This window comes from Haemophilus sp. C1 (assembly GCF_001276515.1).
GTDB lineage: Bacteria > Pseudomonadota > Gammaproteobacteria > Enterobacterales > Pasteurellaceae > Haemophilus.
In genome coordinates this window covers 19,170-34,383 of the sequence record NZ_LDVZ01000004.1, presented here as the reverse complement: position 1 = coordinate 34,383, position 15,214 = coordinate 19,170, and the positions used below count along the sequence as shown (strand labels likewise).

The window sequence follows — 15,214 nt, the reverse complement described above, 5'->3', positions numbered from 1 at the left end:
GTGATTATGCAGATCTCAAGAAGAAAATTCTTTAAGGTCTGTGCAGGTGGTATGGCGGGAACATCGGCTGCAATGTTGGGTTTTGCTCCAGCAAATGCATTAGCTGCGCCGCGTGAATATAAATTATTACGCGCATTTGAATCTCGTAACACTTGTACATATTGTGCCGTAAGCTGCGGTATGTTGTTATACAGCACAGGCAAACCTTACGATTCATTAAGCAGCCATACTGGCACAAATACTCGTTCAAAACTCTTTCACCTTGAAGGCGATCCAGATCATCCAGTCAGTCGTGGAGCTCTTTGCCCGAAAGGTGCTGGCGCACTAGATTATGTCAATAGTGAAAGCCGTTCTTTATACCCTCAATATCGCGCACCTGGTTCTGATAAATGGGAGCGAATTTCTTGGAAAGATGCAATTAAACGCATTGCCCGTTTAATGAAAGATGACCGTGATGCTAACTTTGTTGAAAAAGACGCAAGTGGCAAAACTGTGAACCGTTGGGCAACTACAGGTATTATGACTGCATCTGCTATGAGTAATGAAGCTGCACTTCTTACTCATAAATGGGTGAGAATGTTAGGCATAGTGCCGATGTGTAACCAAGCGAATACTTGACACGGACCAACGGTAGCAAGTCTTGCTCCATCATTTGGTCGCGGTGCCATGACAAATAACTGGGTTGATATCAAAAACGCAAACCTTATCATTGTTCAAGGTGGTAACCCTGCTGAAGCTCACCCTGTTGGCTTCCGTTGGGCAATTGAAGCGAAGAAAAACGGTGCTAAACTTATCGTCATCGATCCACGCTTTAACCGTACAGCCTCTGTTGCAGATTTACATGCGCCAATTCGTTCTGGTTCTGATATCGCATTTTTAATGGGTGTCATCCGTTACTTATTGGAAACAAACCAGATTCAACACGAATACGTTAAACACTATACCAATGCCTCATTCTTAATTGATGAAGGTTTCAAATTTGAAGACGGTTTATTTGTAGGTTACAACGAAGAAAAACGTAACTACGATAAATCTAAATGGAACTATCAGTTTGATGAGAACGGACAGGCTAAACGTGATATGACCTTACAACATCCTCGTTGTGTCATTAACATCTTAAAAGAGCATGTTTCACGTTATACTCCAGAAATGGTTGAACGCATTACAGGTGTAAAACAAAAACTTTTCCTACAAATCTGTGAAGAAATTGGTAAAACCTCTGCACCAAATAAAACCATGACGCATCTATATGCGTTAGGCTTTACCGAGCATTCAATCGGTACACAAAATATTCGCTCAATGGCGATGATCCAATTACTTTTAGGTAATATGGGTATGCCTGGTGGTGGTATTAACGCATTACGTGGACACTCCAATGTGCAAGGTACAACAGATATGGGCTTATTGCCAATGTCTTTACCAGGTTATATGCGTTTACCAAACGATAAAGATACCTCTTACGAGCAATACATTAATGCGATTACACCAAAGGATATCGTTCCAAACCAAGTGAACTATTATCGTCATACTTCAAAATTCTTTGTTAGTATGATGAAAACCTTCTATGGTGATAAAGCAACCAAAGAAAACGGTTGGGGTTTCGATTTCTTACCAAAAGCAGATCGCTTATATGATCCTATTACTCACGTTAAATTAATGAATGAAGGCAAATTACACGGTTGGATTTTACAAGGCTTTAACGTATTAAACTCATTACCGAACAAAAACAAAACTGTTGCAGGAATGAGTAAGTTAAAATTCTTAATCGTGATGGATCCGCTTCAAACTGAATCTTCCGAATTCTGGAAAAACTTTGGTGAGTCAAACAATGTAAATTCTTCAGAAATTCAAACTGAAGTCTTCCGCTTACCAACAACCTGTTTTGCTGAAGAAGATGGTTCGATTGTAAACTCAGGGCGTTGGGCTCAATGGCACTGGAAAGGTTGCGATCAACCAGGTGAAGCATTACCAGATGTTGAAATTCTTTCTATGATTCGTGAAGAAATGCATCATCTTTACCAAAAAGAAGGTGGTCGCGGTATTGAATCATTTGAAGCAATGACTTGGAATTATGCTCAACCACACTCACCAAGTGCGGTAGAATTAGCCAAAGAATTAAATGGTTACGCGCTTGAAGATCTTTATGATCCAAACGGTAACTTGATGTACAAGAAAGGTCAATTACTCAATGGATTTGCACATTTACGTGATGATGGTACAACAACATCAGGTAACTGGTTATATGTTGGTCAATGGACTGAAAAAGGTAACCAAACCGCAAACCGTGATAACTCAGATCCATCAGGTTTAGGCTGTACCATTGGTTGGGGCTTTGCATGGCCTGCAAACCGCCGCGTACTTTATAGCCGTGCATCATTAGATATCAATGGTAATCCTTGGGATAAAAACCGCCAATTAATCAAATGGAACGGTAAAAACTGGAACTGGCATGATGTAGCAGACTATGGTACACAGCCACCGGGTTCAGATACAGGTCCATTTATTATGTCTGCTGAAGGTGTAGGTCGTTTATTTGCGGTTGATAAAGTTGCAAATGGTCCAATGCCTGAACACTATGAGCCGATTGAAAGCCCAATTGATACAAATCCATTACACTCTGCAGTGGTAAGTGATCCAACTGTGCGTATTTATCCTGAAGATAAAGAATTTATCGGTTCAAATAAAGAGTTCCCATTCGTGGCAACAACTTACCGATTAACAGAACACTTCCATAGTTGGACTGCACAATCTGCATTAAATATCATCGCACAACCACAACAATTTGTGGAAATTGGTGAAAAATTAGCGGCAGAAAAAGGTATCCAAAAAGGCGATATGGTAAAAATTACTTCTCGTCGTGGCTATATTAAAGCGGTTGCCGTGGTTACAAAACGTCTTAAAGATCTAGAAATTGATGGACGTACCGTACACCATGTAGGTCTTCCAATTCACTGGAATATGAAAGCCTTAAATGGTAAAGGTAACCGTGGATTCTCTACTAATACCTTAACACCATCTTGGGGTGAGGCAATCACGCAAACACCAGAATACAAAACATTCTTGGTGAATATTGAAAAAGTTGGGGAGGCATAATATGGCTGGAACTGCTCAAGGCGTTCAAACGCAAGATGTTATTAAAATCTCCGCAACTTCAGGCTTAACGCCTGCACCACAAGCGCGAGATCATAAAGTTGAAGTGGCAAAATTAATCGATGTCAGTACTTGTATCGGTTGTAAAGCTTGCCAAGTTGGCTGCTCAGAGTGGAATGACATCCGCTCTGATGTAAATGCGCAGTGTCATGGTATTTACGATAACCCTGTAGATCTAAATGCCAAAGCATGGACTGTGATGCGCTTTAACGAAGTAGAAGAAAATGATCGTTTAGAATGGTTAATCCGTAAAGATGGCTGTATGCACTGTGCAGAGCCAGGTTGTTTAAAGGCTTGTCCTGCACCAGGTGCTATCATTCAATACGCCAATGGTATTGTGGATTTTCAATCTGATAAATGTATCGGATGTGGTTATTGTATTGCAGGCTGTCCATTCAACATTCCACGTATGAATCCAGATGATAACCGTGTGTACAAATGTACTCTTTGTGTGGATCGTGTTTCTGTAGGTCAAGAGCCTGCATGCGTAAAAACTTGTCCAACAGGTGCAATTCGTTTCGGTTCTAAAGAAGAAATGAAAGTGTATGCTGAACAACGCATTGCTGAATTAAAATCTCGTGGTTATGAAAATGCAGGACTTTACGATCCTCCAGGCGTAGGCGGAACACACGTAATGTATGTGTTACATCACGCTGATAAACCAGAGCTTTACAATGGTCTTCCAAAAGATCCACAAATTGATTTAAGTGTGACTTTATGGAAAGATGTATTGAAACCAGTAGCAGCAGTTGCAATGGGTGGATTGGCATTAGCTGAAATCGCTCACTACTTAACTGTAGGTCCGAATATTGAAGAAGATGTGGAAGATCATCACCACGAATTTGAAGAAGAAAAACCATCTCAGGGGGAAAACAATGAGTAAAATTGAGATCAACAACGATACTCGAATCGTCCGCCATAGAACACCAGCGCGTATCAGTCACTGGATGTTGGTTATTTGCTTTTTTATGACGATGTTCACTGGTGTTGCGTTTTTCTTCCCTGATTTCGCATGGTTAACAGAAATTTTAGGTACACCACAAATTGCGCGTGCAATTCACCCATTTACTGGGATTTTAATGTTCTTTGCCTTCATCTACTTGGCATTATTGTACTGGGATCACAATATTCCAGAAAAAAACGATATTCGCTGGGCAAAAGGTATCGTTGAAGTTCTTAAAGGGAACGAACACGCGGTTGCGGATAATGGCAAATATAACCTTGGTCAAAAAATGCTCTTCTGGACATTAAATTTGGCGATGGTAACGTTATTAGTCACTGGCATCATTATGTGGCGTCAATATTTTTCGCACTACTTCTCAATCCCAGTATTGCGTTTCTCGATTCTGCTCCATTCTTTGAGTGCATTTATGTTATTCACTGGTATCTTAGTGCATATGTATATGGCATTCTGGATTAAAGGTTCGATTCGAGGAATCATTGAAGGTTGGGTAACCGTTCGTTGGGCGAAGAAACACCACCCGAAATGGTATCGCGAAGAAATTTTACCTGAGCTTGAAAAAGATTTACTCAACGAGCAATCAGGTAAAAAAGGCAAAACCAAAGTATTATTTAAAGGATTTGGCAAATAAGCTGAAATCCTGAAAAAGAAAAAAGTGCGGTTAAAATTGACCGCACTTTTTATTACAAAAGTGAGAAGAATATGAGTATCAAAATCTTATCTGAATCAGAAATTAAACAAGTAGCAAATTCATATCAAGCCCCAGCAATTTTATTTGCCAATCCTAAAAATCTTTACCAACGCAGAGCAAAACGTTTAAGAGACTTAGCACAAAATAATCCTCTATCCGATTATTTATTATTTGCCGCAGACATAGTTGAAAGCCAACTTTCCACGTTAGAAAAAAATCCTTTACCAGCACAACAGTTTGAACAGTTAAATGCTATCGAGCCACTAAATACCAAAACCTTTAAGCGAGACAGTATCTGGCGCGAATATTTAACTGAAATTCTTGATGAAATAAAGCCCAAAGCTAACGAGCAAATTTCTGCAACAATCGAATTTCTTGAAAAAGCCTCCTCTGCCGAATTAGAAGAAATGGCAAATAAGCTATTAACACAAGAATTTAATTTAGTTAGCAGTGATAAAGCCGTCTTTATTTGGGCTGCACTTTCTCTTTATTGGCTACAGCTCGCCCAGCAAATTCCCCATAATAGCCAAGTTGAGAACGCCGAAAATTTACATCACTGCCCTGTTTGTGGTTCTTTACCTGTTGCAAGTATTGTACAAATTGGTACATCGCAAGGGTTACGCTACTTACATTGTAATTTATGTGAAAGTGAATGGAATTTGGTACGCGCACAATGCACCAATTGCAATAGCCACGATAAACTCGAAATGTGGTCATTAAATGAAGAACTTGCACTTGTTCGTGCCGAAACCTGTGGTAGCTGTGAAAGTTACTTGAAAATCATGTTCCAAGAAAAAGATTCTCATGTAGAGCCAGTAGCCGACGATTTGGCTTCTATTTTCTTAGATATTGAAATGGAAGAAAAAGGTTTCGCACGCAGCGGATTAAATCCATTTGTTTTTCCTGCAGAAGAAGCATAAAAAAATATAGCCTAGGATAAACATTCTAGGCTATATCATTTGTATCTATAAATAACAGGCCATTACTACAGCATTTTCTCGTCCACCACTAGGTTTAGGATAATAATTTTTCCGAATATCCACTTCATTAAAACCAATTTTTTCATACAAAAAACGAGCAGGGTTAGACTCTCTGACTTCTAACCATAAGGTCTGTACACCTTTTTCTTTTAACCGAGCGATTAACTCATTCAACAATAATTTCCCCAATCCATTACCTTGATGAGACGGTAAAATAGCAATATTAAACAAAGTCGCTTCATCCAATACGGTTTGGCAAATAGCAAAACCGATAATCTGATTATTCTCAATTAATTTTAAATTGAGATAACGCTCACCTTGATTGTTTTTTAACGTACCAAATGACCAAGGCACAAGATGTGCTTGCTGCTCGATTTCATACAATCGGTCAAAATCATTGGCTTCAATTTGAGAAATAATAGACATAATTAAAGCTGTTGAATTTGTTGCCATAAGGCTCGTTTGGCTTGGTGATTAGATTGAAATTGTTGCCAACTTGGCGAACGATAAACGCGCTCAGCCTGCATGCAAAATAATAAAGTGCGGTCAATTTTTTCGCTATTGTCTGATAGTAACCAATAACGAATAGGCTGCTTACATTCCATATGCTGGATTTGATCGTAATTCAAACATAAGCAATCTTCTTTTTTAAGATCAAGGCTTAACAGCACATCAGCCAACAAAGGCGAGCTAGTGATATTTTCATCAGAAACAGTGATAAAGCGAATATTCTCTGCCACACTGATTCCTACTGAACCTTGCAGCACCTCGGGGCGATATAACGTCCACTGGGAAATCCCCATTTCTTGTAAAAGAAGATCGCGTCTGTTCATAAGTGAATTTTTAAAAACGTTGCTTGAAAAATAGTATTAATTTCTTTTATTAATCTTTGCTAAAATGGCGCATAATTTTAACCAATAACCCACAGGATTCAAAGCGTGATTTCTCTAGAGAGCCAAGTTTTAGAACGCCATCTCTCATTTTTTGATGGTAAATCAGTATTATTTGCTGGAGGTATCTCTGATAATTTTCCTCAAACATTAACCTCAAAATGCCAATCAATCCAAATTTGGAGCTGCTATTTTGACTATGCAAGAACGCAAAGTGCGGTCAATTTTTCCGTTGAATTTCAAGGTCAAGCTGATTTAATCGTTTATTATTGGACTAAAAACAAACAAGAAGTTAGTTTCCAACTGCTTCAACTATTAGCTCAAGCGCCTATTGGTCAAGAGATGTTAATTATTGGAGAAAACCGTTGTGGCGTGCGTTCAGTAGAAAAAACATTAGAACCTTATGGGAAAATAGCGAAAATTGACTCTGCTCGCCGTTGTGGTTTATATCATTTTTCACTACAAAACAAGCCGAACTTTGAACTTAAAAATTTCTGGAAAACCTATCAACATTCAACACTTAAAGACTTAACTATATATAGTTTACCCGGGGTATTTAGTGCTGCGGAATTAGACACAGGCACAGAACTGTTACTTTCAACCATTGATAATAAAATAAAAGGAAAAGTGCTTGATCTTGGCTGTGGCGTGGGAGTAATTGGCTCTATGATAAAAAAACGCTCGCCTAACACACAAATTACAATGACAGATATTCACGCTATGGCGTTAGAATCAGCGCGTAAAACACTTTCGGAAAATCAATTACAAGGGAAGGTTCACGCCAGTGATGTCTTTTCTGATATAGAAGGAAAATTTGATTTAATCATTTCAAATCCGCCATTCCATGATGGCATTGATACCGCCTATCGAGCCGTAAAAGAACTTATCACTCAAGCGAAATGGCACCTCAATCAAGGTGGAGAATTACGCATTGTCGCCAATGCATTTTTGCCTTATCCCGAATTACTTAAACAACATTTCAATGATTATCAAGTTCTTACTCAAACAGGAAAATTTAAAGTGTATTCAGTGAAAAATTAGAAACAAAAAAATCCCCATTACAATAATGGGGATTTTTATTATGCGTATAAATTTTACCGCACTTTATTCATCCATATATCCTAAACTACGCAGTGCACGTTCATCGTCAGCCCAACCAGATTTCACCTTCACCCAAAGTTCGAGGTGAACTTTGTTATCAAATAAACGTTCCATATCAGCACGCGCTTCCATACCAATAGTTTTAATTTTTTGACCGCCAGCACCAATCACCATTTTTTTCTGGCCTTCACGTTCAACGAGAATTAAGCCATTTATTTCATAAGTGCCACGTTCATTCACTTTAAATTGTTCAATTTCCACAGTAACAGAATAAGGCAATTCTTCACCAGTAAAACGCATTAATTTTTCACGGATTATTTCCGAGGCCATAAAACGTTGCGAACGGTCTGTAACATAATCTTCTGGGAAATGATGCACACCTTCGCGTAAAGATTGGCGTACAATTTTCTCTAATTCATGAACATTATTACCACGCTGTGCAGAAATTGGCACAATGTGAGCAAAATTAAATTTACTGCTAAGTTCCGTAATAAACGGTAACAAATCATCTTTATTTTTGATGTTATCTACTTTATTAATAGCTAACACAACCGGTGCTTTTGCATTGCGTAATTTGTTTAGCACCATCTCATCATCTGAATTCCAGTGTGTGCCATCTACGACAAAAATAATTAAATCAACATCGCCGATAGCACTACTTGCTGCGCGGTTCATTAAACGGTTAATAGCACGCTTCTCTTCAATATGAAGTCCCGGAGTATCCACATAGATTTCTTGATACGCCCCTTCAGTTTTAATCCCAACAATACGGTGACGGGTGGTTTGTGCTTTACGTGATGTAATTGAAATTTTTTGTCCTAAAATTTTATTTAAGAGCGTTGATTTACCCACATTTGGGCGACCTACGATAGCAATAAAGCCGCAATAGGTTTTGTCGAATTGTTCGGTCATTTGATGTCCAGTTCTTTTAAAATTTGTTCTGCTGCCGCTTGTTCAGCTTTACGACGGCTAGATCCTTTTGCCACAAAAGTGCGGTCAATTTTCTCCGCACTTTTCACTTTGCATTCAACAGTGAAAATTTGGCAATGGGCTTCCCCTTGAATATTGACTACTTCATAAGTTGGCAATGGCAGATGTTTACCTTGTAAATATTCTTGTAAACGCGTTTTTGCATCTTTTTGATTATCTCCAGGTTTTATTTCTGCCAATAATTGTTGATACCAATTTCGAATCACTTGGGTCGTCACGGCTAATCCTTGATCCAAAGACATCGCACCTATAATCGCTTCTACACAATCGGCAAGAATAGATTCACGGCGAAAACCACCGCTCTTTAGCTCGCCAGAACCAAGCAACATATAATCGCCTAATTCAAATTGGCGCGCTAAAATCGCTAAAGTGGGTTCGCGTACCAAAGTAGCACGCATACGGCTCAGTTCGCCTTCATTACAACGTGGAAACTGATGATAAAGTGCTTCAGCGATAGTGAAATTAAGAATGGAATCGCCTAGAAATTCTAGGCGTTCGTTATGTTGAGTTGCCGCACTTCTATGTGTAAGTGCCTGCTTTAAGAGCGCAATGTCATTAAAACGATAGCCGATTTTACGCTCAAGTCGATCTAAATGATTCATCTTATTTTATTGCTGTAAAGAAACGATCAAAACGGAAACCTGTTGGCCATTCATTCGCTTCTTTTTCTAAGCTCATCCAAATGTAAGTGGCTTTACCCACAATATTTTTTTCAGGCACAAAGCCCCAGAAACGGCTATCATCACTGTGATCGCGATGATCCCCCATCACAAAATACTGCCCTTCTGGCACAAGCCATTCTGCAGTTTGCATCCCCTCTTGTGGGAAAAATTCAGGGCCTGAATAACGACGATATTCACTAATTAACACGTTATGTGTTACATCGCCTTTTTCAGTCAATTCTAATTCATTCGGAAAAGCAGGATTTGTTGGATTTTGTGAATATTCAAACGCCTTGGTTTCGCAATCAATTTCACAAGGTTTGCCTTCTTTGCCATATACCACTTTTAGCGTTTTTTGTTCCGCATCAAAAATCACGCGATCTCCGCCCTTTCCAACAATACGCTTAATATAATCAACGCCAGACATATTATCTTTTGAGGTTAATGCAAGATTTTCTGCAAAAGCCGCTCGCGTTGCACCAAGACCTGTACGAATTAAGGCTTGTTGTGGTGCTTTAAACACAATTACATCGCCTCGTTGTGGTTTTTCGCCCGCAATAATCGTATTTTGGAAAATCGGATCTTTCACGCCATAAGCATATTTGTTCACGACCAAAAAGTCACCAACTCGTAAGGTTGATTCCATTGAACCAGAAGGAATTTGAAATGGTTCAAATAAAAAAGAACGCACTAAGAATACGACAGAAAGCACCGGAAAAAGAGATGATAAAAACTCAGAGGCTTCGGAAATCGGTTCAATTTTGTCTTTTTCTTCCTCACTTAAAATTTTGCCAGAACGTTGTTCTGCACGTGCGACTTGACGATGACGTTTTGGCAGCACAACAAAACGATGATAACACCATAATACGCCTGAAAGTGCGGTCAAAATTAGCAATACAATACTGAATGTGTTTGGTAATTGGAAATAATCCAATAATTTCCATACTCCAAAACCAACAGCTAGTAAAATCACAAAAAATAAATTTGACATAATTTTCCCTATTTATCTTTTCCTACATGTAAAATTGCTAAAAACGCTTCTTGTGGTACTTCTACATTACCTAAAGATTTCATACGTTTTTTACCTTCTTTCTGTTTCTGCAAGAGTTTTTTCTTACGGCTCACGTCGCCACCATAACATTTTGCTAATACGTTTTTACGTAATTGTTTTACGGTTGAACGCGCAATAATGTGGTTTCCAATCGCTGCTTGAATGGCAATATCAAATTGCTGACGAGGAATTAACTCACGCATTTTTTCAACCAATTCACGACCACGATATTGTGAATTATCTTTATGAACAATTAAAGCCAACGCATCTACTCGTTCGCTGTTAATCATAATATCCACGCGAACCATATCTGCAGCTTGGAAACGTTTAAAACCGTAATCTAACGAAGCATAACCACGCGATGTTGATTTTAAACGGTCAAAGAAGTCTAGAACCACTTCGCCCATTGGAATTTCATAAGTCAGCGCAATCTGATTACCGTGATATACCATATTGGTTTGCACACCACGTTTTTCAACGCAAAGGGTAATAACGTTACCTAAATATTCTTGCGGCACCAGCATATTACATTCAGCGATTGGCTCGCGAATTTCAGCAATATTATTAAGTGGAGGCAATTTTGCAGGACTATCCACATAAACAACCTCGCCATTCGTTAATTGCACTTCGTAAATTACCGTTGGCGCAGTAGTGATAAGATCTAAATCATACTCACGCTCTAGACGCTCTTGAATGATTTCCATATGTAGAAGTCCAAGGAAACCACAACGGAAACCAAAACCAAGTGCGGTCGAAGTTTCTGGTTCATAGAAAAGTGATGCATCGTTTAAACTTAATTTACCAAGCGCATCACGAAACGCTTCATAATCATCAGAACTTACAGGGAAAAGCCCAGCATAAACCTGTGGTTTTACTTTTTTAAAACCTGGCAACACTTCAGTTGCAGAATTATGTTGATGGGTTAAGGTATCGCCCACTGGCGCACCTAAAATATCTTTAATCGCACAAACAACCCAACCCACTTCGCCACATTCTAAAACAGTCGTATCTTCTTGTTTTGGCGTAAAAATCCCTAAACGATCTACGTTGTAAGTTTGCCCTGTGGACATCACTTTAATTTTATCGCCTTTACGTAATACCCCGTTTTTAATACGCACTAAAGATACCACGCCCAAATAATTATCGAACCAAGAATCAATAATCAATGCTTGTAATGGCGCATTAGGATCGCCTTCTGGTGCGGGAATTTTTGCAACGATTTCTTCTAATACATCTTCGATACCTACCCCCGTTTTAGCTGAGCATCGAACCGCTTCCATCGCATCAATTCCCACGATATCCTCAATTTCTTCCGCTACTCGTTCAGGATCTGCGGCAGGCAAATCGATTTTGTTTAAAATCGGTACCACTTCTAAATCCATTTCAATTGCGGTATAACAATTTGCCAGAGTTTGGGCTTCCACCCCTTGACCAGCATCGACTACCAACAACGCCCCTTCACAAGCAGCAAGAGAGCGAGACACTTCATAAGAAAAGTCCACGTGTCCTGGGGTATCGATAAAGTTTAATTGATAAGTTTCGCCATCTTTGGCTTTATAATTTAAAGTCACACTTTGTGCTTTGATGGTAATTCCACGCTCACGCTCAAGATCCATTGAATCTAGCACTTGTGCTTCCATTTCACGATCCGAAAGGCCACCACAGGTTTGAATTAATCGGTCAGAAAGGGTTGATTTACCGTGGTCAATATGGGCAATAATAGAAAAGTTGCGAATATTCTTCATAAAAGATAGTTTTTCTCAAAAATCATTAAATTTAACTGGCGGATTGTACCTGAAAAGCGTGTAAATCGCTAGGGATGAAAGGGAAAAGTGCGGTCAAATTTTTTAACCTTTTAGATAAAACAAAACCCCGAATAACTTCGGGGTTTCTTTTTTCATTCAAACTGAAATTATAGGCTTTCAGTGAAAGTACGAGTGATAACGTCGCGTTGTTGTTCTGGAGTTAAGGAGTTGAAACGTACTGCGTAACCAGAAACACGGATAGTTAATTGTGGATATTTATCTGGATTGTTTACCGCATCTTCTAAAGTTTCACGACGTAATACGTTTACATTTAAGTGTTGGCCACCTTCAACTTTAACAGTTGGCGCTACGTTCACTGGTAATTCACGGTATTCGATTTGACCTAATTCGCTAACAGCAACAACTTGGTCTTCAGCGAATTCGCCTTTTGCACATAAGCAACGCGCTTCATTTTTTTCGCTGTCTAATAACCAGAATGAATTAAGCAAATTGTCATTTGCCGCTTGAGTAATTTGAATACCTTTAATCATAATAGCCTCCTAATTGGCATTGGAATAATCATAAAAACTGTACAAAGTTTATCAAATAATTTGAAGATTTCAAATTATTTTGGATTTTTTTGATAAAGAACAGGTTATCTTTTTAGAATAATTTTACAAACTTGATCTAAATTAAACTTTACTCATCTATATAGCGATTCACCAAAATTTATTTAACATTAATTTAACCTTTAAACTTTTTATTGCCTTAACCTTTTTGTTTATAATAAGAGCAAATTTATTAATAGGATCAAAATAATGAAAACCTGGACAGATGTTATCGGAAAAGAAAAAGAACAACCTTACTTTCAACACGCACTACAACAGGTTCATCTTGCAAGAGCAAGCGGGAAAACGATTTATCCCCCACAAGAAGATGTATTTAATGCATTCAAATATACCGCTTTTGAAGATGTAAAAGTGGTGATTTTAGGTCAGGATCCTTATCATGGACCAAACCAAGCTCATGGATTGGCTTTTTCAGTAAAACCTGAAGTGGCCATTCCCCCTTCTCTATCAAATATGTATAAAGAACTTACACAAGATATTTCTGGATTCCAAATGCCATCTCATGGTTATTTAGTCAAATGGGCAGAACAAGGGGTATTGCTGCTCAACACAGTGCTTACCGTGGAACGTGGTATGGCTCATTCACATGCTAATTTCGGTTGGGAGACATTCACCGATCGTGTTATTACGGCGCTTAATGAACATCGTGAAAAACTCGTATTTTTACTTTGGGGGAGTCACGCACAAAAAAAAGGGCAAATTATTGACCGTACTCGTCACCTTGTTTTAACGGCTCCGCATCCTTCCCCGTTGTCAGCACATCGAGGTTTCTTTGGTTGTCATCATTTTTCCAAAACAAATTCATATTTGAAAAGCCACAGAATAAAACCGATAGATTGGCAAATCTAAAGCATATCCCCCTAAAAAATAACCGCACTTCAATTTCTCAAAGTGCGGTTAAATATTTCAAGATTTCAATTAGCCGTGGTAACGTCCTACACCTAATTCATCTTCTTTACGTGTGCGATTCATCACTTCTTGTGGAGATTGCGCAATACGTAATCCCATTTCATCTTCAGTACGCACCACTTCACCACGTAGAGAATTGGTATAAACATCAGTGATTTTCACATCCACAAATTTACCAATCATTTCTGGAGAACCCTGGAAATTGACAATACGATTCGTTTCAGTACGCCCTGTTAATTCCATTATATCTTTCTTCGATGGCCCTTCAACTAACACGCGTTGTTCTGTGCCAAGCATACGACGGCTAAACTGTGCGGCTTGTTGATTAATACGCTCTTGTAACACGTAAAGACGCTGTTTCTTTTCATCTTCCGTCACATCATCTGGCATATCTGCTGCTGGCGTACCTGGTCGGGCTGAGTACACAAAACTGAAACTCATATCAAAGTTCACTTGTGCAATCAAATTCATAGTTTGCTCAAAATCTTCTGCAGTTTCACCTGGGAAACCAACAATAAAGTCTGAGCTAATTTGAATATCAGGGCGCACAGCACGAAGCTTACGAATAATAGATTTATATTCTAATGCTGTATGACCACGTTTCATCATCGTTAATACACGGTCAGAACCTGCTTGAACTGGAAGATGCAAGAAACTCACCAATTCAGGCGTATCACGATATACGTCAATAATATCATCCGTAAATTCTATTGGATGACTGGTTGTAAAACGTAAACGGTCAATACCATCGATAGACGCCACAAGACGAAGCAACTCAGCAAAGCTGCAAATTTGACCATCATGTGTCGGACCACGATAAGCATTCACGTTTTGCCCAAGTAGATTGACCTCACGCACGCCTTGATCCGCTAGTTGCGCAATTTCAAATAAGACATCATCCACAGGACGGCTGACTTCTTCACCGCGAGTATAAGGTACAACACAGAAAGTACAGTATTTATTACAGCCTTCCATAATCGAAACGAATGCTGTTGGGCCTTCTGCACGAGGTTCAGGTAAGCGGTCAAATTTCTCAATTTCAGGGAAACTTACATCTACAACAGAACTCTTACCACCACGAATTTGGTTAATCATTTCAGGCAGGCGGTGCAAAGTTTGCGGACCAAAAATAATATCTACATAAGGCGCTCGATGGCGAATATGTTCACCTTCTTGAGAAGCTACACAGCCGCCCACACCAATCACTAAATTTGGATTATTTTTCTTTAATTCTTTCCAACGACCAAGTTGGTGGAACACTTTTTCTTGTGCTTTTTCACGAATAGAACAGGTATTCAATAATAATACGTCTGCTTCTTCTGGAATTTCAGTAAGTTCTAATCCATGAGTACTTAATAAAAGATCGGCCATTTTAGATGAATCGTATTCATTCATCTGGCAGCCCCAAGTTTTAATATGTAATTTTTGAGTCATTTTCTACAATATCGTCAGGTG

At 38.9% G+C, this 15,214-nt stretch carries 14 protein-coding genes; 6 read left to right on the top strand and 8 right to left on the bottom strand.

What is annotated here, in order from left to right:
* The first annotated feature begins 6 nt into the window (after positions 1-6).
* The 4 genes from fdnG (at position 7) to fdhE (ending at position 5,722) form a co-directional block, all read left to right on the top strand.
* Positions 7-3,093 (top strand): formate dehydrogenase-N subunit alpha, encoded by a 3,087-nt coding sequence (gene fdnG / locus ABW51_RS02510; RefSeq protein ID WP_156262540.1) that lies wholly within the window; start codon positions 7-9, stop codon positions 3,091-3,093.
* A 1-nt stretch (position 3,094) separates the two neighbouring features.
* The gene (gene fdxH, locus ABW51_RS02505; RefSeq protein WP_053465424.1) at positions 3,095-4,033 is read left to right on the top strand and encodes a formate dehydrogenase subunit beta; all 939 of its coding nucleotides are present in this window, start codon (positions 3,095-3,097) and stop codon (positions 4,031-4,033) included.
* Positions 4,026-4,742, top strand: a complete 717-nt coding sequence (locus tag ABW51_RS02500) for a formate dehydrogenase subunit gamma (protein WP_053465423.1) — start codon at positions 4,026-4,028, stop codon at positions 4,740-4,742. The genes fdxH and ABW51_RS02500 overlap by 8 nt, the downstream gene beginning before the upstream one ends.
* A 71-nt stretch (positions 4,743-4,813) precedes the next feature.
* Complete coding sequence (gene fdhE, locus ABW51_RS02495) at positions 4,814-5,722, top strand: formate dehydrogenase accessory protein FdhE (RefSeq protein WP_053465422.1); 909 nt, start codon at positions 4,814-4,816, stop codon at positions 5,720-5,722.
* Between the two features lie 45 nt (positions 5,723-5,767).
* Here fdhE and rimI read toward each other — a convergent pair whose 3' ends face one another.
* Both rimI and holD read right to left on the bottom strand, forming a co-directional pair.
* Entirely contained in the window at positions 5,768-6,208 is a 441-nt protein-coding gene (rimI, locus tag ABW51_RS02490; RefSeq protein WP_082318365.1) for a ribosomal protein S18-alanine N-acetyltransferase, read from the bottom strand.
* 2 nt (positions 6,209-6,210) lie between these two features.
* Positions 6,211-6,615 (bottom strand): DNA polymerase III subunit psi, encoded by a 405-nt coding sequence (gene holD / locus ABW51_RS02485; protein WP_053465420.1) that lies wholly within the window; start codon positions 6,613-6,615, stop codon positions 6,211-6,213.
* A 105-nt stretch (positions 6,616-6,720) separates the two neighbouring features.
* On the opposite strand from holD, the gene rsmC reads away from it, so the two are divergent.
* Positions 6,721-7,713 (top strand): 16S rRNA (guanine(1207)-N(2))-methyltransferase RsmC, encoded by a 993-nt coding sequence (gene rsmC / locus ABW51_RS02480; protein WP_053465419.1) that lies wholly within the window; start codon positions 6,721-6,723, stop codon positions 7,711-7,713.
* Between the two features lie 63 nt (positions 7,714-7,776).
* On the opposite strand, the gene era is transcribed toward rsmC, so the two are convergent.
* From era to grcA, 5 genes are all read right to left on the bottom strand, one after another.
* Positions 7,777-8,685, bottom strand: a complete 909-nt coding sequence (gene era, locus ABW51_RS02475; RefSeq protein WP_053465418.1) for a GTPase Era — start codon at positions 8,683-8,685, stop codon at positions 7,777-7,779.
* Positions 8,682-9,365, bottom strand: coding sequence for a ribonuclease III (gene rnc / locus ABW51_RS02470; protein ID WP_044331376.1), 684 nt, complete (start codon positions 9,363-9,365; stop codon positions 8,682-8,684). The genes era and rnc overlap by 4 nt, the downstream gene beginning before the upstream one ends.
* A gap of 1 nt (position 9,366) precedes the next feature.
* Positions 9,367-10,416, bottom strand: coding sequence for a signal peptidase I (gene lepB, locus ABW51_RS02465; protein WP_053465417.1), 1,050 nt, complete (start codon positions 10,414-10,416; stop codon positions 9,367-9,369).
* 8 nt (positions 10,417-10,424) lie between these two features.
* Positions 10,425-12,221, bottom strand: a complete 1,797-nt coding sequence (gene lepA / locus ABW51_RS02460; protein ID WP_005652644.1) for a translation elongation factor 4 — start codon at positions 12,219-12,221, stop codon at positions 10,425-10,427.
* Positions 12,222-12,388: 167 nt separating this feature from the next.
* Positions 12,389-12,772 (bottom strand): autonomous glycyl radical cofactor GrcA, encoded by a 384-nt coding sequence (gene grcA / locus ABW51_RS02455; protein ID WP_005628746.1) that lies wholly within the window; start codon positions 12,770-12,772, stop codon positions 12,389-12,391.
* A 267-nt stretch (positions 12,773-13,039) separates the two neighbouring features.
* Here grcA and ung point away from each other — a divergent pair, with 267 nt between their 5' ends.
* Complete coding sequence (gene ung, locus ABW51_RS02450) at positions 13,040-13,699, top strand: uracil-DNA glycosylase (protein ID WP_053465416.1); 660 nt, start codon at positions 13,040-13,042, stop codon at positions 13,697-13,699.
* A gap of 69 nt (positions 13,700-13,768) precedes the next feature.
* On the opposite strand, the gene miaB is transcribed toward ung, so the two are convergent.
* Complete coding sequence (gene miaB / locus ABW51_RS02445; RefSeq protein WP_005630294.1) at positions 13,769-15,193, bottom strand: tRNA (N6-isopentenyl adenosine(37)-C2)-methylthiotransferase MiaB; 1,425 nt, start codon at positions 15,191-15,193, stop codon at positions 13,769-13,771.
* Positions 15,194-15,214: the final 21 nt, after the last annotated feature.

Coding starts and splice junctions, on each gene's coding strand:
- fdxH (WP_053465424.1), top strand. CDS start 3,095: ATGGCTGGAACTGCTCAAGGCGTTCAAACGCAAGATGTTATTAAAATC.
- ABW51_RS02500 (WP_053465423.1), top strand. CDS start 4,026: ATGAGTAAAATTGAGATCAACAACGATACTCGAATCGTCCGCCATAGA.
- fdhE (WP_053465422.1), top strand. CDS start 4,814: ATGAGTATCAAAATCTTATCTGAATCAGAAATTAAACAAGTAGCAAAT.
- rimI (WP_082318365.1), bottom strand. CDS start 6,208: ATGTCTATTATTTCTCAAATTGAAGCCAATGATTTTGACCGATTGTAT.
- holD (WP_053465420.1), bottom strand. CDS start 6,615: ATGAACAGACGCGATCTTCTTTTACAAGAAATGGGGATTTCCCAGTGG.
- era (WP_053465418.1), bottom strand. CDS start 8,685: ATGACCGAACAATTCGACAAAACCTATTGCGGCTTTATTGCTATCGTA.
- rnc (WP_044331376.1), bottom strand. CDS start 9,365: ATGAATCATTTAGATCGACTTGAGCGTAAAATCGGCTATCGTTTTAAT.
- lepB (WP_053465417.1), bottom strand. CDS start 10,416: ATGTCAAATTTATTTTTTGTGATTTTACTAGCTGTTGGTTTTGGAGTA.
- lepA (WP_005652644.1), bottom strand. CDS start 12,221: ATGAAGAATATTCGCAACTTTTCTATTATTGCCCATATTGACCACGGT.
- grcA (WP_005628746.1), bottom strand. CDS start 12,772: ATGATTAAAGGTATTCAAATTACTCAAGCGGCAAATGACAATTTGCTT.
- ung (WP_053465416.1), top strand. CDS start 13,040: ATGAAAACCTGGACAGATGTTATCGGAAAAGAAAAAGAACAACCTTAC.
- miaB (WP_005630294.1), bottom strand. CDS start 15,193: ATGACTCAAAAATTACATATTAAAACTTGGGGCTGCCAGATGAATGAA.